This is a genomic window from Actinokineospora enzanensis DSM 44649 (genome assembly GCF_000374445.1).
Lineage (GTDB): Bacteria > Actinomycetota > Actinomycetes > Mycobacteriales > Pseudonocardiaceae > Actinokineospora > Actinokineospora enzanensis.
Genome location: NZ_KB894422.1, coordinates 69,307 through 94,757 on the forward strand (window position 1 = coordinate 69,307; position 25,451 = coordinate 94,757).

A 25,451-nucleotide genomic window follows, 5' to 3' on the forward strand; every position below is an offset into this window, starting at 1 on the left:
CGGAGGGGTCCCCCTGATTCCATTCTACCGGGGTGTGACCAGGGCGTGCAGCGGTGTGGATCTTGCCTGTGGATGGACGGCCCCGGCCGGTCCGACGAGGGAGATGTCGGACCGGCCGGGGTGCAGGCGCCCTTGGTCATGGGGTTCGGGTGACGCCGATGGTGAGGGAGCCGGTGCCTGCGACGGCCGGGTCGATGATCAGCAGGTAGGGGCCCGCTGCGGGGAGGGTGGGCAGGTCGTAGACGGTCAGGTCGGTGCGGATGGCGCGGTCGACGAGGCGGGTGCCGTCCGGTTTCACGATCGACAGGGCGAAGGTCTTGTTCGTGAACGTGCTGTTCGCGAACGTCAGCCGGAATCGGTCGCCCACCGCGCCCGTGAAGGACAGGTGGCCGTCCTGGCCGGGGCGGGTCATCGGGAGTGTCAGGGCGGCGCCGCCGATCGTGGCCGTGCCCGCGTCGGCCGGGGTGGACAGGGTGACCGTGACCGAGCCCGTCACCGCTGTGTTGGCCGGGTTCACCACCAGCTCGTAGGTGCCGCCTGCAGGCAAGACCTCCAGTGCCACGCTGTCGGGGACGCCGGTCCAGGTCACGGGGCTCTTGGTGCCGTCGGGGCGGATCAGCTGGACGTGTTCGCCATCGAGGCCCCCGGATGGGCTAGAGAGGCCGACGCTAAGGCGTTGTCCTGCCGTGCCCGTGAACGTGTACCGGGTGTGTTGTCCGGGCTTGCTCGCGCTGGCGGTCCGACCTATACCCGTGGTGGTAAGCGCGCCGCCCGTGTTGTCCTGGGATAGCCATACCGCGAACGATCCCGTGCCGGTGCCCGCGTTCACGAGCAGTTCGTAGGTTCCGGTGCGGGGCAATGTAGGCACGGTGTATACCGAGCCGAGGCCGGTCGGAGTCAGTGCTGTCCCGGCGGGGTCGACGATCGCGTTCGGTGTGCCGGAGGTCAATGTCACGTTCGTATAGGACAGTCCGAGGTGCTGGCCCACGGTGCCGTCGAAGGTGAACCGGATCTGCCTGCCCGGACGGTCCACCGGCACCATGACACCGGACGACACGGTGCTGAGTCGGCCCGCGGCGAGTTCATTGGACAGCCACAGTTTGCCGGTGGCGGGTTCGCCGAAGTAGGTGCCGACCAGTACGCGGTGGCGGCCCGATACCGGCGCCTTGAAGCGGCCGATCGAGCCCGCGCCGAGGAACAGCAGCTGCGAGTCGCCGACGCGCCTGCCTTCCGGGTCGAAGATGTCGATCGAGCGGAACTGGCCGCCGGTGTGGTCGGTGAAGCCGAAGTCATACCAGGCGCCTGCCGCGGCCTCGAAGGAGAGGTCGGCGATCTTGCCTTCGGCGGGCAGATTGTAGGCGTAGCCCTGGTTCGCTGTGTCCGTTGTGCCGGAAAGGTTGCGGGACAACGAGATCGTCGCCGATCCCGTGCCCGCGCCATCGGGGTCGACGATCACCTGATAGGTGCCCGCGGTGGTCGCGGTCGGTAGTGGGATCGTGCGGCCGGAGTCGGTGATGGCGTAGGACGGCCCTTGGTTGGGTTCGAGGCTGAACGGCCTGCCCGTCGGGTCGATCACCCACAGGCGGGCGGACGGACTGATTGCGTTGGCCGCGACGCCGAGGCCGAGGCGGTCGCCTGCCGCCGCGGTGAAGGTGAAGCGGGCGGCCTTGTCGGCGGCGATGGTCGTGGGCACGCCCGCGCCGTCGATTGCCAGCACGCCCGCCTCGATGAGGCTCGCCGGGCCGTTGACGGTGAACGCGTAGGTGGTCGGGGATGACGCGGCGAGACCGTTGATCGCGCGGACGGTCAGCGTCCGAGTCCCGGCGGCGGGTGCGATGGTCACCGCGACGTTGCCGGTGCCCGCGATCTCCCTGGGCTGGGCGTCGGTGTCGAGCTGGTAGGTGTACTTGGTGATCGGTTGCGCGCCGCCGGGTTTGAAGGTGAACACGCCGGTACCGCTCGCCGCGCCATTGGGGTGGCCGTCGGCGGGATAGTCGAAAGAGGACACCAGCGGCGCGGGCGGTGCCTGGTCGGTCACCAGGAACTCGTATCGCACGGCCGCAGATGGGTCACCCGCGGCGTTGAACGCCCGCACGGCCAGTGCGCGCCGACCGCTGGTGGCGGGCGTGATCGTCACGGTCGCCTCGTTGCCGGTGGCCGGGACCTCGATCGGCGCGGCGGTGTCGAGCTGGTAGGAGAACTTGGTCACCGGAACGGAATCGCCTGCATGGAAGGTGAACGATCCGGGGGTTCCTGCGGCGCCGTGCGGTTGGCCGTCAGACGGGTACACAGTGGACGACACGACCGGCGACGCGGCCGAGGCGTCGACCAAGGTCAGCGACCAACCGAGCAGAGCGCCCTCGTCGAAGCCGAAGTTGTCCTGCACCACCAGCTTCCACGTGCCATTGGCATCCACAGTGGTCAGGTCACCGACCTGATAGGTCTGATCGAGGTCCACTGCGGAATCACCGCTGTCTGCTTCCTTCAGCACGCGTTCCGCGTCATTGGGTGCGATCAGCCGCAACGACAGGTCACCACGGCACGGGTGCTGGGCGCGCACCCGGACCCGCGCCGTGCCGGAAACCTTGCGGTCGCAAGCGGACACGTCCAAGGTCGCGGTGACCGCGCCCAAGTCCGGGATCGGCCGCCGGGTGTCGTCGGACACCGAGCACTGCCCGCGCGGCGGTGGCGCGGTGTAGAGGAGACGGTTGGGCGAGCCGGTGCGCAGCGTGTCGGCCTTGAGCACGCCCACCGTCGCGTTGTTGACCAGCGCGGCCGACACCTGGTCCGCCGTCAGGTTCGGCGACTCGCCGAGCAACAGCGCGGCCGCGCCCGCCACGTGCGGGGATGCCATGGAGGTGCCGCGCAGCGTGGCCGTGGCACTGTCGGTGGCACTGTGCGCGGACTTGATGGACTCGCCGGGGGCGAACAGGTCCACGCAACTACCGTAGTTGGACGCGCCGATGACACCGCCACCGGCGTCCTTCCAGTCGCGGGCCCGCTCGTCGACCGGGTTGCTCGCCCCGACCGTGACGGCCCGCGGCGTGCGCGCGGGGCTGACAAGGCAGGCGTCCCGGTCGTCGTTGCCCGCGGCCACGACGTAGGTGAACCCGGCGTCCATGGAGTTGTTCAGGGCGGCATCCTCCAAATCGGACACACCGCCGCCGAGGCTCATGTTTACCACACCCGGCGCCTGTCCGTGCGCGGTCACCCAGTCGACGCCCGCGATGATCTGGCTGACGGTGCCGAAGTCCTCACAGCCCAGCACGCGCACGGACACGATCCGCGCTTTCTTCGCCACGCCATAGGTTTTGCCCGCGATGGAGCCGGATACGTGCGTGCCGTGGCCGTTGATGCTGCAGTCGCCACCGTTCCAACCGTCGTCCACGGCGTCGAAGCCGACACTCGCGCGCCCCTCGAACTCGGTGTGGCCGACGCGGACACCGGTGTCGAGCACGTAGACCGTGACACCCGCGCCCGCGGTGTCGGCGTAACGGTAGTTGTCGTTGAGCACGGTGTCGCGCTGGTCGACCCGGTCGAGATCCCAGGGCGGCAACACCTGACTGCCCGTCGCCCGGACGATCGCGTCCGCCTCCACCCGCTCGACCTGCGGGTCGGCGGCCAGCTTCCGGGCCTGCTCCTCGTTGGCGGACAACGCGAACCCGTCGAACGCGGCCTGATAGGTCCGCTCGACCCGACCCCCGTACTTCGCCGCGACGGCCCCGGCCGCCGAGGTCAGGCCCGGACGGCCCTTCTTGAGCTTGACGATGTACTTGCCCGCCACCACCTGCACCCCGGCAGCCCGGTGCACGACACCCTCCGCCACGGCGGGCGCCGCCACCAAGAGACTCCCCGCGACCCCCAGCGCGACTCCCGCCGCGACCAGCCGCCGTAACCCTGTCCGGACCCGCATCACCACTCCCCAGTCATGGCTTCTCGTGTTCAGTTCCCGCGCAGACGCTTGTCAGTCACCCTCAAGGTGGAGCTCCATGGATTCGCCAGCCGCGCACCGCCGAGCGAGCCGCCGGATGTCGGCGAGCACCTCCCGATCCGGCTTGTCGGCATCGACGGCCACCGCGTCCAGGTCGGCGACGAGACCAGGCATGTCGGCCGCGGTGAGGACCAGGGTCCGGTACGGGTCGACGCGGTTCAGGGTCGGCCGGTCGGCTAGCGCGCAGCTCCGTGCGAACCGGTCCGAGCGATCCAGCACGATCTCGACCTGCGCGAACCGCCGCCGGTTCGTCCCGAGTCGCTCCACCAGTCTCAACACGACATCCACGCCCATCAGGTCTCATCGCCCGCAGTCACAGGGTTCCGGCCCCGGGCCAGTGCGTGGCAGGCGTGCAGCTCCTCGCCGATCGCGTTGAGGAGTCCAGGCCATTCGTCCCGGTCCGCGGCGCTGATGAGCAGCTCCTGCCGCGCCACCCGGCCGCCGACCCTGGTCAGCTCGAAGGTGGTGTAGGTGATGCGGCCGCTCGGCGGTCGGGTGACACCGAGCACCTGGAAGTGCTCGGCATCGGGCTTGCGCCACCCTCGGGACAGTTCACCGAGGTTGTTCTCGAAGTGCGCCAGGTAGCGGTCGGCGAGGTCAGTCACCATCGGCACTCCCGGTAGTGAACTCCGCCAGCCATTCCCAGTCGCCGGGTCTGCGGCGCAGTTGTGCGATCCCCTCGTCCAGGCACGCGGTCATGGTCAGCGACTCCACTCGGATGCCGCCGTCGTCGAGGCCGGACAGCACGAGGGTCCACGGGCGTCCGCCCACGGCCATCCGCTCGTGGTCGGCCTTGAGGAGCACGGTGACACCGGAGTTCGCCAGCAGGTCCATGAGCTGTTCGACGTCGATCACGGCAGCTCCAAGGCAGCCTGCCACTCGGCTTCCTCGTGCTCCCCGCAGGCGGCCGAAAACCGTTCCCGGCTCAGCGCTTGATCCTCGGCTCGTAGCCGCGCGAGCGCTGCGGGCGAGACTTCTCCCATCGCCAGCACCTCCCGCTGGCGCCCGAGTTCGGCGTCCGCCAAGGCGGCTCCCGCGATGTTGTTGTCGAGCAACCCCATCGCCGTCCAGACCACGTGGGCACACGCGGCCGCATGCTCCACGTCCCCGTCGACCCGGTAGGACAACGCGTAGTGCAGGGTCAGGGCGGCTTGGAAGGCGTCGATGTCGGTGTCGTCGGTCAGCTCTTCCTGCGAGACCAGTTCCGGTAGTGCGGCCACCGCCCCAGCGGTCGAGGCGAATCCGGCCTGACCGTCCCATAGCAGGTCGACGGCTCGTACGTACAGCTCGACATCGTCGGCACGCGACGGTATCCCGCCCCGCGAGCCGGTGAAGAACAGCGCCATTCGCTCCGCGCACCCGGCGACGAACGCAGGCCCGACCGCGTCCCGAGACCGCAGGGCGGCGGCGACATCGTCGACTACCACGCGAACCCCTTCCCCGCGTCGCTTGCCGAATCCGCAGGACATGCCCACTTGGCGTACCTGTGCCAGGTCACGGCAGTTCGATGACACCGACCACGTCTGCCAGATACTCGTTCATCTCGTGGAAGACCACGAGTTCGTGGATCGCGTCCCGTTTCTCGGGCGCCACCCCGTTGACGAAAGCCGCCACCGCGGCCGGGCTCGTCTTGGCCAGGGTCAACAGGACGACACCGCTCCGGTCCAGGGGAATGCTCAGCAACGCACCCGCCGCCTGCGCCGCCCCCGCGCCGAACACCTCCGGGGGAAACGACTCCAACGCCCCGTGAGTCGACTCGTAGGCGCCGTGGTCCTGCTCCGCACGCAAGGAGGAGATCAGCGCGACCACCGCCTCGGGCCCCTCGTCCCCGGTGACGGCGTCGACCAGCTCGACGTACCGGTTCCACCGCCGCTCACCCTCCTCCTGCGTTATCGACTCGTCCTCGAACTGCGGCAGGTCCCCCAGCTCGACGACCTCCGCCTTCCAGTCCTGTGTGGACATGCGACCCGGTTCCCGCTCAGTCCCCGGGGGCCCGGAACGGCTCCAGATCACTCCACTCCCAGAGCACCGAACCCGCGTCGATCTCGGCGCGCACCTGGTCGAAGACGACCATCGGGTCGGTGCCCGGCGGGATGTCGATGGCGACGAACCGGTCGCGGTTCCATTCCGCGAGCAAGCCGTTCGCCCGGACCGCCTCGACCACGGCGGGCCGTGCGTCCGGCAGACCGACGGGCGGACGCGGCTCGGTGAACAGCAGCCGCAGCACATGCCTGCCCGACTTCGAGCGGACACCGCGCACGAACCAGTTCTCGTCCAACTCGACCCGGTCCCCCAACGCCAGTCCCGGGGCCACGAACGGGACGCAGCACAGCTCGTACTCCCCCGCCTCGTCCCGGCGGAACCACAGCTGCTCGCGCTGGCCGTCGATCTCGAACGGGGCGAGCTCGACCATCGCCAGGAACGCGGGCTCCGGCCGCCACACCGGATCGGGATGGGAGATGTAGATGAACTCGTCCACCGGACCCGACACCAGGACCCCCAGGTTCGCTCGATCGGCGCTTCCTCCGCCGGACCGGGCTCAAGGGTAGACCCTGGGGTTGGCCACGGTCGCCTGCATGTTGGGCGGCCACCACGCAGGCGGGAACTGACCGGAGAAGTTGCCCGGCGGTGTCTTGGGCGCGTCCCGGTCCCGTTTGGAGCTGTTGCAGTAGGTGCAGGCCGGGGTCAGGTTGGCGTCTTCGAGGTTGCCCCCCTTGGAGCGCGGGTACACGTGGTCCACGGCCTGCGCGGTGTTGGCCCGGCAGTAGGAGCACATCGGGCTCGGCGTGGTGGAGTTGGCCTGCGCGCCGATGTTGTACGTCTTGAGCGTGGACTTCGGGATGCTGTTGTAGGCGGTGGGCCCGCCCATGGAGCCGACCGGGATGTCGTAGATCGGCTCGTTGTTGGGCCCGCAGACGCCCGGGATGGGCGTGTTGGTGTTGTGGACGAGGACCGGCTGCTTCCCCGCCACCACCAGGTAGGTGTGCGGGCCGTCGACGCTGAGGTTGTGCACCCGCAGCGCGGCGATCCGCTTGGCGACCGCGGTGACCTGGACGTAGGTGCCCGCCGAGGTGCGCAGCAGGTCGCCCGAGCGCAGCTCGCCCGCGTCCCGCCACTCGCCGGGGTTCCCGGTCCAGAACGGGTGCCCGTCGGTGGCCGTGATCGTGCTGTCACCGTGCCCGTCGCCGTCGGTGTCGACGGTGATCTCGGTCAGCCGCTTCTGGCCGTCGCCGACGATGGTCGCGGTGACCGTCTGCGTGGCGGTGCGGCCGGTGTCCGGGTCGGTGGCCAGCACCTGGTCACCCGGTCGGATCAGCGCGATCGCCCGGTCCGACCCGTCGGCCATGCGGACCGGGGTGTCGGCGGCGAAGCTGTTGGGGCCGCAGCTGTTGCTGTTGTTCGACGAGGCGGGCTTGAGGCCCATCGGGTCGGTCTGGGTCACCGGCTCGTTCCCGGTGTAGCCGTACCAGTTCGTCCCGCCCTCGAAACCGGCCGGGTCCTCGCTGATGAACCGTTGCAGTGCCGGGCTGTAGTAGCGGGCACGGTAGTGGTAAAGCCCGGTTCCGTCGTCCTCCCGACCGGTGTAGCGGTACGGGTTCCCGCCGTCCGCGCCCGCGACGTATGTGCGCCCGAACGGCTCGTAGGTGTAGGCCGCGCCCGCGCCCGAGCTGTCGACCAGCCCGATCACGCTGCCTTGCGCGTCGGTCAGGAACCTCCGGGCGGCCCCGCCGGACTCCCGGGTGTGGAATCCGTCCAGGCCTGCCGCGGTCAGGTTCGCGGACACCGCGCCGTTCACCTTCTCCTGCACGGGGTTCAGCCCGTCGTACAGGAAGTTGGTGGTGACGCCGTTGACCGTTCGGCCCTGCCTGCGCCCGTCTGCGGCGTAGCTGAAGCTCGCCGTGACGCCCGGGGCGGTCAAGCCCGACAGCTGGCCCCTGGCGTTCCAGGTGTAGGCGGCGACGCCGTCGGTGACGAGGTTGCCGTCCGGGTCGTGGGCCGCCGCGCGGCCGCCGACGCCGACGATCCGGTTGGCCGCGTCATAGGTCGCCGGGCCGAACTGCTCGGGCAGCATCGCTCGGGCGTACGAGCCGTCGACCCGGGTCGGCCTGCCCGCCCCGTCGTAGGTGTAACCCAACTCGCCCAGCACGTTCGTGCCGGACCGATAGGTGATCGACCTGGCCTGCCCGGCGTCGTCGTAGGCGTAGGTCTGCGAGATCCCGCCCGTGGGCGCGCCGACGCGCAGGGCGCGGCCGACCGCGTCCCGGCTGATCGTGGTGATCGTCGAACCGCCCTGCTGGACCTCCGAGAGCGCCCCGACCCCGTCGTAGACCTGGCGGACCGGCGCCTGGCCCGCGACCGTGACGGTCCGGTCGCGCCCGGCGGTGTCGTAGGCGTAGGTGACGCCGCCGTGCGGGGTCGTCTCGGCGGTGACCCGGTCGAGGCCGTCGTAGTCGGCCGTGACGACACCGGACGCCGAGTCATCGGTGCGGCGGAGCCGGTTGCCCGGGTCGTAGGTGTGGGCGACCGTGCTCTCCGCGCCGTAGCGGATCTGCGTCGTGCGGTCGAGCTCGTCGTGGGTGTACTCGGTGATGACATCGCGGCGGCTGGTCTGCCGCGCGAGGTTCCCGGCGAGGTCGTACTCCGCGCGGTCGGACCTGCCCAGCGGGTCGGTCACCCGCGCCAGCCGGTCCATGGTGTCGTACTCGTAGCCGGTCTCGGAGCCGCGGGCATCCACGACCCGGACCTGGTTCCCGTTCGGGTCGAACGCGTACCGCATGGTCCGGCCGAGCGGGTCGGAGGTGGACACGACCTGGTCCGCCGCGTCATAGCTCGCCTCGCTGGTCGCGCCGCGCGGGTCCGCGGTGCCGACCTGCCTGCCGATCGCGTCGAACCAGGCGCGTCCCACCCGCCCGAGCTGGTCGGTCGACCGGATCGGGTCGACACCCGCATAGTCGGTGGTGGTGAACTTGTTCGCGGGATCGGTCACCTTGGTGACCAGGCCGTTGTCGCCGACCTCGTAGGTGACCGTGCGGTTGGCGCCGTCGGTCACCGACCGCACCGCGCCCCGGGTGTCCAGGGTGTAGCGGGTCTCCTTGTTGTAGTTGTCGGTGTACTTGGTCAGCTCCGCATGCGGCCCGGCGCGTTCGAACTTCTCGGTGCGCTGCGCGGGCGTACCTGCCAGCACGGTGAGCTGGCTGACCTGGCCGTTCGCGTCGTAGGCGAACGTCGTCTTGCGGCCCAACGGGTCGGTGGTCGAGGTGAGACGGACCCCGTTGGGTTCGTATTCGTTGACGGTTTGGGCCGCCAGGGCGGTGCCGAAGGCGCGGGTGTCGGTGAGGACCTGGCCCTGGGCGTTGAAGGTAAAGCGGCGGACGTGGTTGAGCGGGTCGGTGATCCGGGTCTCGACGATGTTGTCGCCGGATTCCGTGTAGTCGAAGCGGGTGACCCCGTTGTCGGCCGCGGTCTGGGTCTTGATGCGGCCCTTCTCGTCGTACTCGTTGAGGAGGTAGCGGGTGTTGCGCGGGTCGGTGATGGTCTTGAGGCGGCCGTTCTCCCAGGTGTAGCGGGTGAGGCCGCCGCGGACGTCGGTGACGGTCTCCAGGTGGCCGGTGGGGTCGTAGGTGTAGGAGACGCGGCGGCCGATGTTGTCCTCGACCGAGGTGACGCGGGGTGGGTTGGCCTGGTCGTAGGTGAAGCGGACCCAGCGGCCGCTGGGTGAGGTGATCTGCGTGATCGGACCGTTGGCTCGGACCTTTCCGTCCGTGCCGGGCGGAGCGATCGCGCGGGTGATGGTCGTGGTATTGCCGAACTTGTCTCGGATCTCCTGGAGCGGTGCTTCCTCGCCGATCACCATCACGGTGCCGTCGCGCAGGGTCACGTCCCAGCCGCTGTCGATCCAGCGGACGATGGAACCGTCGTACTTGGTCGGGGTCGGGTCGGCCTTGAAGACCGCGCTGGCGTAGTCCTCACCGGGTGACGTTCGGCGGTAGTGGATGCGGCTGCCGTCCGGCTGGACCAGGTCGAACTCCTGGAACGTGAACTGCCCGATGACGCCCGGCGACCACGGGTACTGGCCATAGTTCAGGCTCGTGCCCACACCGAACGCGCGCACGTCCGGGTCGCCCTGCTGGTAGGTGCGCTTGATCTCGATCGGCGCGATGTCGTCCACGACCAGGTCGGTGGTCTCGTCCACGAGCAGGCCGGTGGACGGGTCGACCGGGTCGCCGACGCGGGCGCCGTTGGGGCGTGGGGCCAGCCGGGGCGGGTTCATGCCCGGCACGGCGGTCATGGCGCCGGTGAGGCGGTAGAAGCGGACGCTCGGGTCGGGGACGATCTGCCTGCCGTCGGCGGAGACGGTGCCGTGGCCGTAGATGTGCCAGCCCTGGCCGTCCGGGTCGTAGTTCCAGAACTCGGTGCGGGTGCCCGGGGCTTCCTTGGTGTAGTTCGGGTAGATGATCCGAGCGCCCTCGGGGAACAGGTAGCTGCCGCCCGGCTGCACGGTGAAGTACACCGGGACCTTGGTCGGGGGCAGCGGGAACGGCGGGCGGTCGATCGGGATCGGGGTCAGGCTCAGCTCGGTGGCCACGTTGCCCGCGCCGTCGCGGACCACGGTGCCCGCGGGCAGGCGTACCTCCAGGCCGGGGATGGCCTTGGTGGTCAGCACCGTCTCGTCGGCGGTCGGGCTCGGGATGCGCACCGCGCTCGCCGGGTCGATCTCCGGGAGGAAGACCGTGTACGGCAGGACGAGCGCCTTGCCCGCCTTGAGGTCGACGCCGAGGTCGAATGCCCCGAAGCGGCGGCCGAGTGCGTTGACCGTGCCGTCGACGCGAACCACGACGTGGCCGTCGGGGAGCCCCGGGAGGGCGAACGCGCCCTTGTCGTCGGTCAGGGCTCGGTGTTCTCCGACGCTGACCGGCACGCCCGCCAGCGGCTGGCCGCCGGTTGACTCGATCTTGCCGATCAGCGCGGTGAAGCCGAGGTCGAACTCCAGCGGCCGGTCCCGGGTGGGGGCCGGGTCGTAGCGGGTGGACCAGTCGGCGCCGTCGAGGTTGGCGTCGTCCGGCTGCCACGGGCAGGTCGTGGCGGGCGGCTCGGGCGCCGGTTCGGTCTCCGGCGCGGTGTCGCCCTGCGCCCGCGCGGGCTTGAGCCTGGGCTGGGGCGGGTCACCTGGCAGGCAGTGCGGGGTGACCGGCTTCGGCTCCTCGAACCGCTGCCCGGCCGCGGCCGCCGCTGCGGGCCTGCTGATCGCCGCGGTGATCGATCCGACGGACGCGGCCGCCGGGTCGAACACCAGCGTGTACGTGCCGGTCTCGGTCAGCGGGGCGAGCCGGAACGAGGAGGAGCTGACGAACAGGCGCCGCGGCGAGATCGTCCCGCTCGGGGCGACCAGGCTGTAGTACATGCCGTAGTTGTTGGGGAAGTCCGAGGTGACGGCCAGCTGCACGACGTCGTTGGTCGCGCCTGCGAAGGTGTACTTCGCGTTCTGCCCGACCCGGCCGATCGCCACCGCCCGCGCCGGGGCGCCGAGCGTCAGCAGGCCACCATCAGCCTCTGTGGACAGTGCGATGTTGACATCGCCGGTGGCGGGCAGACTGCTCCCGTCGATCGGCTCGATGGTGAAGGTGTACGTGCCTGCCACCGGCAGCGGCGACATGTCGTGGCCCGCCGGGCTCTGCAACGTCACCTGGGTGTCCAGAGTGGAGCCGTCCGGCTTGAGCACCTTGATCTTGACGAAGCCGATGCTCTCCGATGTGGTCACGCCGAGCGTCAGCCGCTGGCCGACCTGGCCGGTGAACCGGCCCACCACGGTCTGCCCGGTGATCCGCACCGGCACGTTCGCCACCGGCGCGTCCGGCTGGACCGTGCCAAGGTCGACCGGTTCGGTGACGGCCACCGTCACCTCGCCGGTGGTGGCATAGGTGGGGTCGACCTGGATCCGGTAGCGCCCGGTGTCCGGCAGCGCGGGCACATCGAGCTTGCCGTCGAGGCCGAGCGCGAACTGGGTGCCGTTGCTCGGCCGGAACAGGCGCAGGCTGACCGAGCCGGGCAGGCTGCGGTCGAACCCGGTGACCTTGAGCGGCCGACCGGCCACCCCGTCGTAGTCGAACCAGATGTCCCGGCCGGGCCGGTCGACGGTGACCCGGGTCTGCGAGTTGACCCCGACCAGGCCGCGCTGAGTGGGCGCGGTCAGCCAGATCCTGGCCGAGCCGACCGCCTCCCAACCGGTGAGGAACAGGTTGTGCTCGCCGTCCTTGACGACCGGCACGGTGGTGATGTCGACCGTGCGGCTGCGCAGCTCGACCTGCTTCTCGTCCGGCTCGCTGAGGATGCCGCCGAGCCGACCCGGCCTGCCGTTCTCCCGCAACGTGTTGTCGGTCAGCGCGTAGCGCAGCGACTTGCCCTTCACACCGGTGAAGGCGACCTTGAGCGACTGCCCCGGCCGGTTCACCTTCACCGGCACGCCCGGACCATCCACAGTGACCCGTCCGGCGTCGATCACACCGGACAGCCACACCTTGCCCGCGCCGAGCTGGCCCGGTCCGAAAGTGACACCGACGGTGAACGTGCCGGTCTGCTCGGCGCGGAACACCATGGTCGGGATGTAGAGGTTGAGCGAGGCCTTCCAGGTGTGCGTGGAACGGCCGTCCGGCGAGGTGACCTTCACGTCGAAGGTGTGGCCGGGCATGCTCAGGTCGGTCAGGCCGAAGCTGAGCCACTCGCCCTGGGTGGCGGTGAAGGTCATCTCCGCGCGCTGCTCGGCCACCGACACGGTGAACGGCACACCCGCGCCGTCCCGGGTGAGCTTGTCGCCGGTCAGGTTGTGCGAGGCGGTGACGCGCACCGAGCCCGCCGCGTCGTCGTCGGGGGCGACCACGATCGCGTAGGTGCCGTTGGCGCCGAACACCGGGATGTCCTGGCGCAGCGTGCTGCCCGCCCACAGGTCGAGCGGGTCGCCCATGGTGCGCCGGGCGAAGTCGCCGCCGTGCGGGGTGAACATCCACATCGCCGAGCGGACCGGGACGGTGTTGTTCTCCAGGTCGAGGTGGACCCGCTCGCCCGCCTTGCCGTCCACCAGCACCACGGCGTCCTTGCCCGCCGGGATGGTCAGGTCGAGCGGCTGGCCCAGCTGCAGGTGGCCGCCGTAGACGAGCTTGTCGATGCGAAACCCGCGCGGGGCCACCAGGAAGTCGCTCGGGCTGGTGGCGGTGCCGCCCGCTGTCCGCACGCTGACCCGGCCGGACGCCGACCCGGCCGGGACCTCCACGGTCAGGCTGGTCGGACCGGCCCGCAGCACGCGCGCGACGGTCTGGTGGAACAGCACCACGTTGTGCGTCGGGTCGGTGTCGAACCCGGTGCCGGTGATGGTGACGGTGTCGCCGGGGTCGGCCCGGTCTGTGGACACCGAGCCGAACGTCGGCGCGGGCGTGCCCTGGGTGACCACGAACGGGACGCGGCTGGTCGCGGTCTTGCCGCCCGCGACCACCTTGACCGCGCCCGGGCCCGTCCCGGCCGGGACCACGACCGTGAGCCGGTTTGCCGAGGCGGCGGTGACCTGCGCGGCGACGCCGTCGAAGGTGACCGCGTTGCCCGCCGGGGTGCCCGCGAACCCGGTGCCGCCGATCTCGACCGTGCCGCCGACCGGGCCGCGTGCCGGGACCAGGGCGAAGATCGAGGCGGTGTCGGTGCGGTAGCGGTCGGTGGCCTCCAGGTTCCCGGCCGCGTCGTACCGGTAGGCGGCCGCCTCGCCGGAGTTGTTGGTGACGCCGACGAGCTGGCCCGCCGCGTCGTAGAAGTAGTCGCGCGGGCCTGCTGGGGCGCCGACGACGAAGGTGTACTTGGCGGGCGCGGACAGCACGCCCGCGGCGGTCTTGGCCCAGACGGTCAGTGTGCGCTGGCCGGAGCGGACCGGGGTGAGGGTGATCGCCGCGGTGCCGGTGCCCGCGGGGGCCTCGGCGGGGGCGGCGTCGGTGTCGAGCTGGTAGCGGAACACGTCCGCGGCCACCGAACCCTGCGTGCGCAACGTGAACGTGCCCGCCTGGCCCAGGCTGCCGTGCGGCTGGCCGTCGGCGGGATAGTCCACGGCGGACACGAGCGGGGTCGACGGGGTCGGGGTCGGACCGGCGACGAGGAACGTGTAGGTCACCGGGGCTGACGCGTCGCCGCCGAGGCCGAGGGCCCAGACAGTCAGGGTGTGGGTACCGCCGGTGGGCGGGGTGATCCGGACGACGGTCTCACCGCTGCCGGGTACATCGGTGGTCGTGCCCTCGTCGAGCTTCCAGCGGAAACCGGAGACAGCCGTGGAACCGTTGGGGCGGAGGGTGAACGCGCCTTCCTGACCCGCGTTGCCGTGCGCCTGTCCGTCGGCCGGGTAGTCGACAGAGGACACCTGTGGCGCGTCCGGGCCCTGTCCACCCGCGACCTCGAAGACGTAGTTCGTGGGCGAGGAGACCAGACCGGCGGCGGTGTAGGTGCGCACGGCGAGCGTCTGCGGACCGGCGCGGGTCGGGGTGATCTTCACCAGGACCTTGCCGCTGCCCGCCACATCGGTGGTCGGGCCGCCGTTGAGCTGCCAGCGGTAGCCCGCGACCGCGACGGAACCGGTGGGCCGGAAGGTGAACGCGCCTTCCTTGCCGGGGCCGCCGTGCGGCGCGCCGCCCGCGGGGTAGTCCAGGGACAGCACCTGCGGGGCACCGGGCCCGTTCGGCGGGTCGGCGACGACGAACGCGTACGCGGTGGGCGCGGAGATCGTGCTCTCCGTACCGAGCGCCCGCGCGGTCAGCGTGTGCTGGCCGGGGGTGGTCGGCGTGACCCGGACCTGGACCTCGCCGGAGCCCGCCACGTCGGTGGCCGTGCCGTCGTCGAGCTGCCAGCGGAAACCGGTGACCGGGACGGCGCCGACCGGCTTGATCGTGAACACGCCCTCCTGGCCGGGCAGGCCGTGCGGCTGGCCGTCGGCCGGGTAGTCGGTGGACACGACCTGCGGTGCGGCGGGCGCCTGGGCGGGCGCGGCGACGACGAACGTGTAGACCGTCGGCGGCGACGCCAGCCCGCCCGGGGTGGCCGAGCGGACCGTCAGCGTCCGGGTGCCCGGGGCGGTGGGCGCGAGATTCACCGTGAGCTGTCCGGTGGCCGGGACCTCGGTCGGCAGCGGGTCCTTGTCGAACTGGTAGGTGTACTTGGCGATGCCGACCGCGTCACCGGGGCGGAAGACGAACGCGCCGGGTCGGCCGGGTGCGCCGTGCGGCTGACCGTCGGCCGGGTAGTCCACTGAGGACACCGGCGGCGCGGCGGGCGGGACCGGCGCGGGCGTGCCAGCACCGGCGGCGAACAGGCTCGGCCGGGGTACCTCGGTGCTCAGCGCGAAGTGCCCGTGCCACTGGGCCGCGGTGCCGAAGCGGGCGCCGTCGGAGGCGGCCACCAGGACCTTGCCGTCGGTGCCGCGGGTGTAGGTGGCGATGTCGAACTTGCCGTCGCCGGTGAAGTCGCCGACCCCGGTCAGCTCGCCCACCCCGGCGAAGGCCGCGTGCCACTGGCGAGCCGTGCCGAAGGCCGAGCCGGTGGAGGTCGCGGCGGTCACCTGGCCGTTGCCGAAGGACAGGATGTCGTCCTTGCCGTCGCCGTCGAGATCGCCGACGGCCGCCTTGGCCGCGTCGGGGGCGAAGGCGTCGTGCCACTTGACCGGGGTGGCGGCGAACCTGGTGCCGTCGGACAGGGCGACGAAGACGTCCGCGGACTCGCCGCCGGTGAAGTAGACGATGTCGTCCTTGTCGTCCCCGTTGACATCGCCGACCGCGGGCATCTCGGTCCCGTGCGCGAACGACGCCTGCCACTTGACCGGGGTCGGCGCGAACTTCGCGCCATCGGACAGAGCCACATAGACGGCGCCGTCCGTGTCGCGGGCGAAACTGGCGATGTCGTCGCGGCCGTCGCCGTCGAAGTCGCCGACCAGCGGGATCTCGGTGCCGGTGGCGAACCGGTTCTGCCAGACGCCCGCCGCGGCCGCGAACTTGGTGCCGTCGGACGGGGAGACGATGACCGTGCCGGACGAGCCGCGCAGGAAGGTGACCACATCGGACTTGCCGTCACCGGTGAAGTCGCCGGTCAGCGGGATCTCGTCGTTGATGCCGAAGTAGTCGTGCCACTTCACGCCGTCCTGGACGAACCGCCTGCCGTCCGAAAGGGACACGTAGACCGTGCCAGCGCTGCCGCGGACGAAGTCCACGACGTCGTCCTTGCCGTCACCGTTGAAGTCCGCCTTGGTCTTGCGGTGCCGTGGCGGCTCAGCGACCGAGAACGTGTACACGGCGGCGGGCGAGGACACACCGGTCGCGGTGAACGCGCGCACGGTCAGGGTCCGCGTGCCGGAGGCGGCCGGGGTCAGGTTGACCGTGACCGGACCGGTGCCCGCGACCTCGGTGGGGTTGGTGTCGGAGTCGAGCTGGTAGGTGTACTTCGCGATACCCACGCCGTTGCCCGGCGTGAGGGTGAACGCGCCCGCGCGCCCGGCACCGCCGTGCGGCTGGCCGTCGGCCGGATAGTCCACGGAGGACACGACCGGCGCGGCGGGCGGCGCGGGCGGGGTGCCCAGATAGGACACGGCGAGGTTCGGCCGCAGCATCGGCTCCGGCGCCTCATCGGAGAGCAGGATCGCGCGCTGCTGGCTGGCCGCCTCGTCCCGGGTCTTGATCTCGAAGCCGTTGTTGGTGGCCGGGTTGTTCACCCAGCCCTGCACCATGGCCGCGTTCTCCCAGATCAGCCAGGCGGGTCGGTCGGTGATGCCGGAGACGAAGTCCGAGCGGGTCGCGGCGATGTCACCGCCGGGCGCGGTCCACGCGGTGGCAGTGGACGCGCGGTTCCAGGTGGCCTGGTTCTCCACGAACGGGCGGGACAACGTGTGGCCGTCGAAGGACGCGCCGGAACCGTTGCTGTAGAAGGCCCACACGGACAGGTCCGCGTCCACGATGGTGGTTCCGGCCGGGATCGCGGTGAGACCGTCGAATCGCAGCAGGGCGCGGGTCTTGCCGTAGGTGGCGCCGTTGTTACCGATCTGGAGCCACGGCTGGCCGCCGATCACGTCCAGGTTGGTGTTGGCCTGCGCCGAGGACAGCGTGGTGTCGGCGGCGCCGCGGAAGATCTGCCGGACCTGCCCGGCCTTGGGGGTGCGGGTCAGCTGCGTGGCGCTCGGGATGAGCTGCCCGTCGCGGGTCTTGACGACGATCGAGTAGTAGTAGGCGTTCCAGTCGAGGTCCGGCGCGTTGTCCGGGGTGGCCTGCGCGGTCGTGTCCACGAACCGGGTGGCCTGCGCGCCGACCGAGGTGATCAGCGTGGCGGCCGACGGGGTGTAGACCTGCGAGACCGAGCGGTGCACCTGGTACTCGACGATGTCGTCGGCCGGGTCGCCAGGGTTCGGGTCCGCGTACGGGGTCCAGACCAGCTCGGCGCCGGTGGCATAGGTCTTGGTGATCGGCTGCAGCACCGCGCCGGGGCGGCCGTAGGTGAGCAGCAGCTTCGGGATGCTCTCGGTGTCGCCGTTGTAGTCGCCCTCGGCGGCCTGGTAGACGGCGCCGCCGCGGCGCAGGGTCTCGTCGGTGGCCTTGACCATCAGGCCGTGGTTGGCGGCCGAACCGGACACCCAGGACTGGGCGAGGTTGCGAACGTCCCATTCGGACCATGACTGGGTCGCGTTGGCCCGCTTCACGGCCGTGCCAAGGCCCGCCTCGGCGAAGCCGGCGTTGGCGTTGTTCCAGGTGACGCTGTTCTCCACCCAGGGCGCGGTGATCCGGCGCGCCTCGGTGGTGACGTCGTTGGCGTTGGTGTACAGCTCGTTGTCGTAGTACATCCGCAGCTTGGCCGCGGTGAGGCTGGTACCGGCGGGAACGACCGAGGTGTCGAACTTGACCAGGCTGCGGGCGACACCGGAATCGTCGGTTCCGACCGACAGCTGGTAGCTCGCGCCGTCGGCCCGGTCCGGGGTGTCCGACCAGATCTGCGCGTCCTGCGCGGTGACTGCGTTGGGCTCGATCTTGATGGTCGGGTCGATGACCACCGGGTAGTGCCGGGCCGGGTCGGCCAGCCAGGCCGGGTCGGCGGCGACGGTGATCGTCACGTCGGCGCCGTGTTGCTCGACGGTCTGGGTGACCTTGTCGCTCCACACCTTGTCGTGCGGGGACTTGGCGTCGGTGGTGGCGTCGGTCATGAACGGCCGGGGCAGCACGTAGAGCGGGGGGCCGTCGTCCTTGCCGTGGAAGGCGATGGAGCCGTCGGGGCGCGCGAGCGCGGTGACGCCGTCCAGGTGCAGGGTGAAGCGGTATGCCGGGTCGTCCTTGGGCGGCGCGGAAAGCGTGATCCGCTCCTTCAACGCGCCACGGGTGACCTGGTAGCTCAGCTCGGCGCCGGGGATGGCGTCCGGGTAACGGACGGTGCTGCCGTCCACGATCGCCTTCGCCGGCCGGTGCGCACCGGCGAGCCCCATGTCCACGCGCGTGCCGCCGAGCGCGAACCCGGCGAGCCTGCCGGTGTCGTCACCGAAGGAGCTGGTGAAAGCGTTGGTGTCGTTGGCATAGCGGTAGCCGTCGGCAGGCCGATCGCGCACCGAGGTGTCGATGTCCAGCCACTCGCCGTTCGCGGCGCGGTAATACTGCGGCCGCGCGGAGAGCTCGACCTCCTGCCTGCCGTCGGAGAGCTGGAAGACCTGTGTCGCCGCGGATCTCTGCTCGGTCAGCTCGCGGACCCGGACCGGCGGGCCGCCCGGTCTCGCGGCGCCCGCGGCCGCCCGGTCGCCGCCGCGCGGGAACGGCAGCGACGCGGGCAGGTCCACGGCGATGACCGTGAACACCAAGGCCAGGAGCAGAAAGCGTGAGAGCATGGCGAAACGACGCGGCACGCGCACTGGTCCCCCAAAGACCCCGTGACCCGCGCGCCGTCCCCCCAGACGTTCGACCCGGACGGCGCGTCGGGCTCCTACGTAAAGGCACCGTAACGGGTTCCGCCCGACCGGACATAGGGCCAAACAGTGGATTCCCGCCCGCGCGCGGAATCCGTCAGCCGGTGCCCGCCGCCGACTTGAGACAGTCGAGGATCGCCGCGCGGGCCTGCTGATCAGGCGCGACCCGCTCGATGTCCTGGGCGGCGGTCTCGCCGTCGAGGAAGGCGCGGATCTGTTCCGGCGTCGCATACTTCGTGTACCAGTCGGCGACACAGCCCACGACCCGGTCGGGCGCGCCCTGGGTGCGCGGGTCCTCCTTGAGCCTGGTGATGATGCGGTCGCGGTCGACCGGTTGCTCGGCCGCGCAGGCGTTGAGCGTGGCGGCGACGGCCAGGGCGGCGAGCGCGAGGCCGGTGATGCGTCGATAGTTCTTTGACGGTAGGGACTTCCTCGACGACCGTCCGGTCGTCCGCGCGGCGAACACCATGGGCACAGCGTAGGCGGATGGGCCCGGCGGTCGACCGCCGTCGGGTTGCGCCACCCGGATGGTCCATTGAGGATGGTTGACCCGCCGGTTACCGGAACCGACCCGGAAAACTGGGAACGGCCCCGACGATCAGTGGGTGGTGCTTCCCGGCGCTGCCCGCTTGACTGGCCGTATGCGAATCCTCACCCGTCGTAGTTCGAGGGTTGTCGCGGGTGCGTCGGTGGTGGGTCTGCTCACCACGCTGACCACCGTGCCCGCCGCCGCGCAGGACACCACCCTGCTCGGCTTCACCGCCGCCCATTCGGTCGCGCAGCGGCGGGTGGAACAGGACTTCATGGCCGCCATCGACCCGGCGCAGGCCCACGAGCTGAACACCACCATGTCGTCGCGGCCGCGGCTGGTCGGCACCCCGGGTAACGCGGCGGGCGCCGACTACGCGCTGGGCAAGCTCAAGGAGTGGGGGCTGCCCGCCCGGCACATGCGGTACTCGGTGTACGGGTCGGTCCCCAAGCACATCTCGGTGGACATGACCGCGCCGACAAAGCGCTCCCTGAGCGTGAAGGAGAAGCCGTACCCCGGGCAGCAGCACCTGGACGAGGCCGTCGTCGGCTACAACGCCTACTCGCCAGCCGGCGATGTCACCGGCAAGGTCGTGTACGCCAACTACGGCCTGCCCGACGACTACCAGCGCCTGACCGACCTGGGCGTGGACGTCCGCGGCAAGATCGTGCTGGTCCGCTACGGCGGCAGCTTCCGCGGGGTGAAGGCCGAGGTCGCGCAGGAGCACGGGGCCACCGGCGTGATCATCTACTCGGACCCGAAGGACGACGGCTTCGGCCGCGGCCCGGTCTACCCGGACGGCCCGTGGCGGCCCGCGGACTCGATCCAGCGGGGCAGCATCCAGTACATCTTCCAGTACCCCGGCGACCCGCTGACCCCGGGCGAGCCGTCCGTCCCCGGCACCCGCCGGATCGACCCGAAGGACGCGGACAATCTGCCGCGCATCCCCACCACGCCGATCTCCTACGGCGAGGCCGAGCACCTGCTGCGCGCGCTCGGCGGCCCGGCGGTGCCGACCGCCTGGCAGGGCGGGCTGGACTTCCCATACCACGTCGGCCCCGGTCCCACCGAGGCCCACCTGGACCTGGACATCGACTACCGGCAGCTGCCGATCGACAACATCGTCACCGAGATCAAGGGCCGGTCCCACCCGGACGAGAAGGTCATCGTCGGCGCCCACCACGACGCGTGGGTGTACGGCAGCACCGACAACACGAGCGGGTGGACCTCGGCCCTGCAGATCGCCTACGGCCTCTCCCGGCTGCTCAAGACCGGCTGGCGGCCCGAGCGGACCATCGTGATCGCGGGCTGGGACGGCGAGGAGTACGGCCTGCTCGGCTCGACCGAGTGGGCCGAGCAGCTGGCCCCCGAGCTACGCCGGGGCGCGGTCGCGTACCTGAACATGGACGGCACCGCGGGCCGCTCGTTCGGCACGTCGTCGGTCCCGGCCATGGACGACCTGATCACCGCGGTCACCAAGGACGTGCCCGACCCCGAGCACGGCACGGTCTACGCCAACTGGACCCAGCAGGGCCCGCGCACGCCGAGCAGGCTGGGCAGCGGCTCCGACTACACGACCTTCCTCGACCGCCTGGGCGTGGCGTCCGCGGACATCGGGTTCGGCTCGCCCAACGGCAACTACCACAGCACCATCGACGACCCGCAGTTCATGGACCGCTTCCTCGACCCGGGCTCCCGGTACCAGTCGGTCGCGGCCAGGACCACCGGGCTGGTCGCGCTGCGCCTGGCCCAGGCGGACGTCGTCCCGTTCAACTACTCCGACTACGCCCGCGAGACGCTCACCTACCTGGCGGACGCGGGCAAGCGCGGAGTCGACGTCACCGACGCCACGAAGGCGGCGCAGGACTGGCTGCGCGCGGCCACGGCACTGGAGGCGAAGCGCGACAAGCTGTTGCAGGACAAGAGCTTCGGCGGCGACCTTGCACGGCTCAACCGGGCGATCATCGAGCAGGAACGGGCATTGACCCAGCGTGCGGGCCTGCCGGGGCGGGACTGGTACCGGCACCAGATCTACGCGCCCGGCACGTACACGGGGTACGCGGTGAAGGTGCTGCCCGGCGTGAACGAGCCACTCGACAAGAACGACACGGCGACGGCCGTCCGGTGGCTGACGCTGCTGACCAAGTCGCTCCGGGACGCCGCCCGCACCGCCGATCACTGACCGGGTTCCTCCCCCAGGTGAAACGCTCGGCCGGTTCGCCGGTCGAGCGTTTCACCTGCCGGGTCGAATTGTCCGGACTCGCAAGTTGCCTCAATCGTGCCGAATTTCGATGACCGGAACTGTTAAGGGGACATTTCCGACTACCTCGATCACCGTGCCGATTCACATATCCCGGAACACGGGATCACACTTGCCGTTCAGGCCGCCATTGCACCATTGATCATGCCATCTACCAGCCACTTCCCTGATTTCCCGCCGGTCTGGGATGATGTCGAGGCCAATCGGGCGACGAGCATTGCCGGTATCGTGTGCTACTTTCCCGAGAATGCGCTTACCTTCGACGCACGGTCGTGCAAAGGTGGCCAAGACGCTCGCGGCATCCGCGTGCGTGTTGGCGGTTTCTCTTCTCGGTCAGGGCACGGTCGCGAACGCGTCGGCGCCTGGCGTTCCCCACGGGCACTCGCCCCAGCTGAACTGGACGTGCGCGTCCGCGTCGATCGACGGGTACCAGCAGTGGATCGCGTCCGGCGAGGGCACCACGATCCCGGCCAACGGCAGCATGCTGGTGCGCCGGGGCCGCGGCTACGAGGCCAAGATCCAGTTCGTCAACGCCGAGTGGCACGTGGCCGTGGTGTGGCTGGGCAACCAGTTCGAGGCCCAGGCCGACCTGTCCAGGTCCGGCGGCTTCTGGCTGACCTACAGCGCCACCGACGACCTCTACGTGCAGCTGCGCCCGGCCTCACACTGGAGCGGCGGCGACAAGTGGCTGACCAAGATCCCGTCCACCGGCGGCGCGGTCGTGGACAAGTACTTCAGCTTCGCCCCGGACCAGTGGACGTGGCTGCCCGAGCTGGGCCAGCCGTCCTACTCGTTCGCCTCCGCCATCGCCGAGGCGCGCGGCCTGGTCTTCGTCGGCAAGACCCCGAACAAGCTGGACTTCCGCAGCCTGCGCATCGACGGCTACCGGCCGCCCTGCAAGTAGGGCTCGCCCCGCGGCGCGCGTGGACGTTCGCGCGCCGCGGGCCTGTTCACCCACATCGGTGGTCCGCGGTGGTTCTCGGTGGTCGGGAACGAACGGCGGTGGGGAATGAACGGCAGTGGGGAAGCGTTGGCACCGAGCATGTCCGACGAGAGCGCGGCGTTCAGCCCCACCGACTGGGTGCGGAACCAGACGAAGCAGATCCTGGAGACCGGGACCACCGACGGTATCAAGATCCTCGGCTCCCCCATCGTCCTGCTGACCTTGCGCGGCGCGAGATCCGGCCAGCAGCGCTACACCCCGGTCATGCGGGTCGAGCACGACGGCAGGTACGCGGTGGTGGCGTCCAAGGGCGGCGCCCCCGAGCACCCGGTCTGGTACCACAACATCAAGGCCCACCCCGAGTTCCCGCTGCAGGACGGCACGGTCACCAAGACGTATGTCGCCCGCGAGGTGACCGGGGACGAACGCGCCGAGTGGTGGACCCGCGCCGTGGCCGCCTACCCGTCGTACGCCGAGTACCAGACCAAGACCGACCGCGAGATCCCGGTCTTCGTCCTCGACCCGAAGTGACTTCTCCGGCAGGCGGCGCCCCGCGTCGCCTGCCCGGATCGGGACTATCGTGACACGGTGTACGAGACTCCCGAAGAACTCGACGAGCTCCAGGTTCTGCTCGACGCCTCCCTGACCCGGTCGACCGGCCACCTCCGGTCGATCGTCTCCGGCCGTACGCTCACTGCCGCCCAGCTCACCCGGTTGCTCACCGGCATGTGCACGCTGGCCCTGTCCACGGTCACGGCGGGCGGTGAACCCCGTATCAGCGGCGTGGACGGCCACTTCCTGCACGGCAAGTGGCACTTCGGCACCGCCCGCACCGCCGCCAAGGCTCGCCACCTGGCCGCCCGCCCCGCCACCAGCGCCGCGCACATGCGCGACCAGGATCTGGGCGTCTTCACCCATGGCACGGTCGAGACCCTCAACCCGGCGACGGGCCCGCACGCCCCCGACTGGCCGGATCTCCTCGCCTACTTCAAGGACTGCTACGGCGAAGACCTGTTCGACTGGGACAACGAGGTCGTCTTCTACCGCCTGCACCCGCACTGGATGACCGTCTTCGCCCCCGACCTGGCGAAACTCAACGGAGCTGACAGTCCACAGTAGAGTGTTCTGCTGGGAGCAGCGCTGCTGACAGCAGAGAAAGCGGTGCGCGGCACGGACTCTGGGGCACAGTTGCCGCATGAGCGACACCGAGAAGCGGATATTCACCGACCGGGCCAGGCGTGAACTGTACGAGCGCCGAGTCCTCGTGCTGGACGGCCCGCTCGACGACGACAACGGCACCCTGCTCGCCACCCAGCTGATCGCGCTCGCGGCCGAGGACCCGGCGACGGATATCGCGCTGTGGATCCACTCGCCGGGCGGGTCGGTCCCGTCCATGCTGGCCATCCGCGACGTCATGCGGCTGGTGCCCTGTGACGTGTCCACACTGGTGCTGGGGATCGCCTACAGCGCTGGACAGTTCCTGCTCTCGTCCGGCGCCCCGGGGAAGCGGCGCGCGCTGCCGCACTCGCGCGTCCTGATGCACCAGGGGTCGGCCGGTATCGGCGGCAGCGCCGTCGACATCGAACTGCAGGCCGACGACCTGCGGCACACCCGGGACACCGTGCTCGGCCTGATCGCCCAGGACACCGGACAGCCGGTGGAACGGATCTTCGAGGACTCGCTGCACGACCGGTGGTACACCGCGCGGGAGGCGCTCGACTACGGCTTCATCGACACCATCGTCAGCGACTTCGCCGAGTTCGCCCCGCGCACCACCCCGGAAAGGGACGCCCGATGAGCACCTACACCATCCCCAACGTCATCGCGTCCAACCCCCGCGGCGAACGCATCATGGACGTCTACTCGCACCTGCTCACCGAGCGCGTCATCTATCTGGGCACGGGCATCGACACCGGCGTGGCGAACGCGCTCATCGCGCAGCTGCTGTACCTGGAGGCGGAGAACCCCGACCGCGACATCCAGCTCTACATCAACTGCGAGGGCGGCGACCCCAGCGCCATGCTCGCCATCTACGACACCATCCGCTACATCCGCCCCAAGGTCGCCACCACCTGCGTCGGCCAGGCCGTCGCCGTCGGCGCCGTCCTCCTCGCCGCCGGTGCCGAGGGCCACCGCGCCGCCCTCCCACACACCCGCGTCATCCTGCACCAACCGGTCGCCCAGGGCCGCGGCGCGATCCCCGACCTGATCCTGCAGGCCGACGAGGTCGTCCGCATCCGCGCCGACATCGAGTCCATCCTGTCCCGCCACACCGGCCAACCCGTCGACCGCCTCCGCGCCGACACCGACCACGACCACGTCTTCACCGCCACCGCCGCCCGCGACTACGGCCTCCTGGACGTCGTCATCGAACAGCACTGACGGGGGCGATCGACCGCCCTGCGGTGGCAGCCACGCTCCGGTGACTCGACCGGGCTCAGGCGGCCAGGGATAACGAGGCCCGGCAGGTCGGTCCCCGGCCGCCGCCGCTCCGCAGCCGCTCCGCGATGTCCAAGGTCAGATCGGCCAACGTCACACCCAGCGCGCCGGTGATCGCGGCGATCATCTCGCTGGAGGGCTCCTTGAGCCCCCGCTCGACCTCCGACAGGTACTGCGGCGACACCCCGGCCCGGGTTGCCGTGTCCCCCAACGTCTCGCGCCGGGCATGGCGGAGCTGCCGCAGGTGGCCGCCTAGCACGTTCCGCCACAGCGGCTCCGCACCACGCGCAGGCGCGACCTGCGCCCCACCCGAGACAAGTCGAAGACCCGGTTTGCCCATGGCAC

General features: G+C 70.6%; 16 protein-coding genes. 6 read left to right on the forward strand and 10 right to left on the reverse strand.

Annotated elements, in window-relative coordinates; translation table 11 throughout:
* Positions 1 to 136: 136 nt before the first annotated feature.
* The 9 genes from C503_RS43485 to C503_RS46880 form a co-directional block, all read right to left on the reverse strand.
* A complete protein-coding gene (locus C503_RS43485; protein WP_084477256.1) occupies positions 137 to 3,913 on the reverse strand; it encodes a S8 family peptidase in 3,777 nt (1,258 codons plus the stop codon).
* A 51-nt stretch (positions 3,914 to 3,964) separates the two neighbouring features.
* On the reverse strand, positions 3,965 to 4,285 hold the full coding sequence (locus C503_RS0122185) for a hypothetical protein (protein WP_018684422.1): 321 nt from the start codon (positions 4,283 to 4,285) through the stop codon (positions 3,965 to 3,967).
* A complete protein-coding gene (locus tag C503_RS0122190; protein ID WP_018684423.1) occupies positions 4,285 to 4,599 on the reverse strand; it encodes a hypothetical protein in 315 nt (104 codons plus the stop codon). The genes C503_RS0122185 and C503_RS0122190 overlap by 1 nt, the downstream gene beginning before the upstream one ends.
* A complete protein-coding gene (locus C503_RS0122195) occupies positions 4,589 to 4,846 on the reverse strand; it encodes a hypothetical protein (RefSeq protein ID WP_018684424.1) in 258 nt (85 codons plus the stop codon). The genes C503_RS0122190 and C503_RS0122195 overlap by 11 nt, the downstream gene beginning before the upstream one ends.
* Complete coding sequence (locus C503_RS43490; RefSeq protein ID WP_018684425.1) at positions 4,843 to 5,418, reverse strand: hypothetical protein; 576 nt, start codon at positions 5,416 to 5,418, stop codon at positions 4,843 to 4,845. The genes C503_RS0122195 and C503_RS43490 overlap by 4 nt, the downstream gene beginning before the upstream one ends.
* A 67-nt stretch (positions 5,419 to 5,485) precedes the next feature.
* On the reverse strand, positions 5,486 to 5,953 hold the full coding sequence (locus C503_RS0122205) for a hypothetical protein (RefSeq protein WP_018684426.1): 468 nt from the start codon (positions 5,951 to 5,953) through the stop codon (positions 5,486 to 5,488).
* 16 nt (positions 5,954 to 5,969) lie between these two features.
* Entirely contained in the window at positions 5,970 to 6,482 is a 513-nt protein-coding gene (locus C503_RS0122210) for a DUF4265 domain-containing protein (protein WP_018684427.1), read from the reverse strand.
* 48 nt (positions 6,483 to 6,530) lie between these two features.
* Complete coding sequence (locus tag C503_RS40355) at positions 6,531 to 18,857, reverse strand: DNRLRE domain-containing protein (RefSeq protein ID WP_020608208.1); 12,327 nt, start codon at positions 18,855 to 18,857, stop codon at positions 6,531 to 6,533.
* Positions 18,858 to 19,032: 175 nt separating this feature from the next.
* The gene (locus C503_RS46880) at positions 19,033 to 19,404 is read right to left on the reverse strand and encodes a hypothetical protein (RefSeq protein WP_018684428.1); all 372 of its coding nucleotides are present in this window, start codon (positions 19,402 to 19,404) and stop codon (positions 19,033 to 19,035) included.
* 220 nt (positions 19,405 to 19,624) lie between these two features.
* Between C503_RS46880 and C503_RS0122225 the strand changes: the two genes are divergently transcribed.
* From C503_RS0122225 to C503_RS0122250, 6 genes are all read left to right on the forward strand, one after another.
* Positions 19,625 to 21,646 carry a M28 family peptidase gene (locus tag C503_RS0122225; protein ID WP_018684429.1) on the forward strand — a complete coding sequence of 674 codons (2,022 nt, stop codon included), beginning with the start codon at positions 19,625 to 19,627 and terminating at the stop codon, positions 21,644 to 21,646.
* A 325-nt stretch (positions 21,647 to 21,971) separates the two neighbouring features.
* Positions 21,972 to 22,628, forward strand: coding sequence for a hypothetical protein (locus tag C503_RS0122230; RefSeq protein WP_156893385.1), 657 nt, complete (start codon positions 21,972 to 21,974; stop codon positions 22,626 to 22,628).
* A 138-nt stretch (positions 22,629 to 22,766) separates the two neighbouring features.
* Positions 22,767 to 23,198: a nitroreductase family deazaflavin-dependent oxidoreductase gene (locus tag C503_RS0122235; RefSeq protein ID WP_018684432.1), complete on the forward strand. Its 432-nt coding sequence runs from the start codon at positions 22,767 to 22,769 to the stop codon at positions 23,196 to 23,198.
* Positions 23,199 to 23,255: 57 nt separating this feature from the next.
* Entirely contained in the window at positions 23,256 to 23,786 is a 531-nt protein-coding gene (locus tag C503_RS0122240) for a pyridoxamine 5'-phosphate oxidase family protein (protein ID WP_018684433.1), read from the forward strand.
* Between the two features lie 76 nt (positions 23,787 to 23,862).
* Complete coding sequence (locus C503_RS0122245; RefSeq protein WP_018684434.1) at positions 23,863 to 24,465, forward strand: ClpP family protease; 603 nt, start codon at positions 23,863 to 23,865, stop codon at positions 24,463 to 24,465.
* Positions 24,462 to 25,049, forward strand: coding sequence for a ClpP family protease (locus C503_RS0122250; RefSeq protein ID WP_018684435.1), 588 nt, complete (start codon positions 24,462 to 24,464; stop codon positions 25,047 to 25,049). Before C503_RS0122245 ends, C503_RS0122250 begins: the two co-directional genes overlap by 4 nt.
* A 55-nt stretch (positions 25,050 to 25,104) precedes the next feature.
* On the opposite strand, the gene C503_RS40360 is transcribed toward C503_RS0122250, so the two are convergent.
* Positions 25,105 to 25,446 (reverse strand): helix-turn-helix domain-containing protein, encoded by a 342-nt coding sequence (locus tag C503_RS40360; RefSeq protein WP_051114907.1) that lies wholly within the window; start codon positions 25,444 to 25,446, stop codon positions 25,105 to 25,107.
* Positions 25,447 to 25,451: the final 5 nt, after the last annotated feature.

Bases quoted from the DNA above. Each gene is read 5' to 3' on its own strand.
- C503_RS43485 (WP_084477256.1), bottom strand. From the start codon at position 3,913: ATGCGGGTCCGGACAGGGTTACGGCGGCTGGTCGCGGCGGGAGTCGCG.
- C503_RS0122185 (WP_018684422.1), bottom strand. From the start codon at position 4,285: ATGGGCGTGGATGTCGTGTTGAGACTGGTGGAGCGACTCGGGACGAAC.
- C503_RS0122190 (WP_018684423.1), bottom strand. From the start codon at position 4,599: ATGGTGACTGACCTCGCCGACCGCTACCTGGCGCACTTCGAGAACAAC.
- C503_RS0122205 (WP_018684426.1), bottom strand. From the start codon at position 5,953: ATGTCCACACAGGACTGGAAGGCGGAGGTCGTCGAGCTGGGGGACCTG.
- C503_RS40355 (WP_020608208.1), bottom strand. From the start codon at position 18,857: ATGCTCTCACGCTTTCTGCTCCTGGCCTTGGTGTTCACGGTCATCGCC.
- C503_RS46880 (WP_018684428.1), bottom strand. From the start codon at position 19,404: ATGGTGTTCGCCGCGCGGACGACCGGACGGTCGTCGAGGAAGTCCCTA.
- C503_RS0122230 (WP_156893385.1), top strand. From the start codon at position 21,972: ATGCGCTTACCTTCGACGCACGGTCGTGCAAAGGTGGCCAAGACGCTC.
- C503_RS0122235 (WP_018684432.1), top strand. From the start codon at position 22,767: ATGTCCGACGAGAGCGCGGCGTTCAGCCCCACCGACTGGGTGCGGAAC.
- C503_RS0122245 (WP_018684434.1), top strand. From the start codon at position 23,863: ATGAGCGACACCGAGAAGCGGATATTCACCGACCGGGCCAGGCGTGAA.
- C503_RS0122250 (WP_018684435.1), top strand. From the start codon at position 24,462: ATGAGCACCTACACCATCCCCAACGTCATCGCGTCCAACCCCCGCGGC.
- C503_RS40360 (WP_051114907.1), bottom strand. From the start codon at position 25,446: ATGGGCAAACCGGGTCTTCGACTTGTCTCGGGTGGGGCGCAGGTCGCG.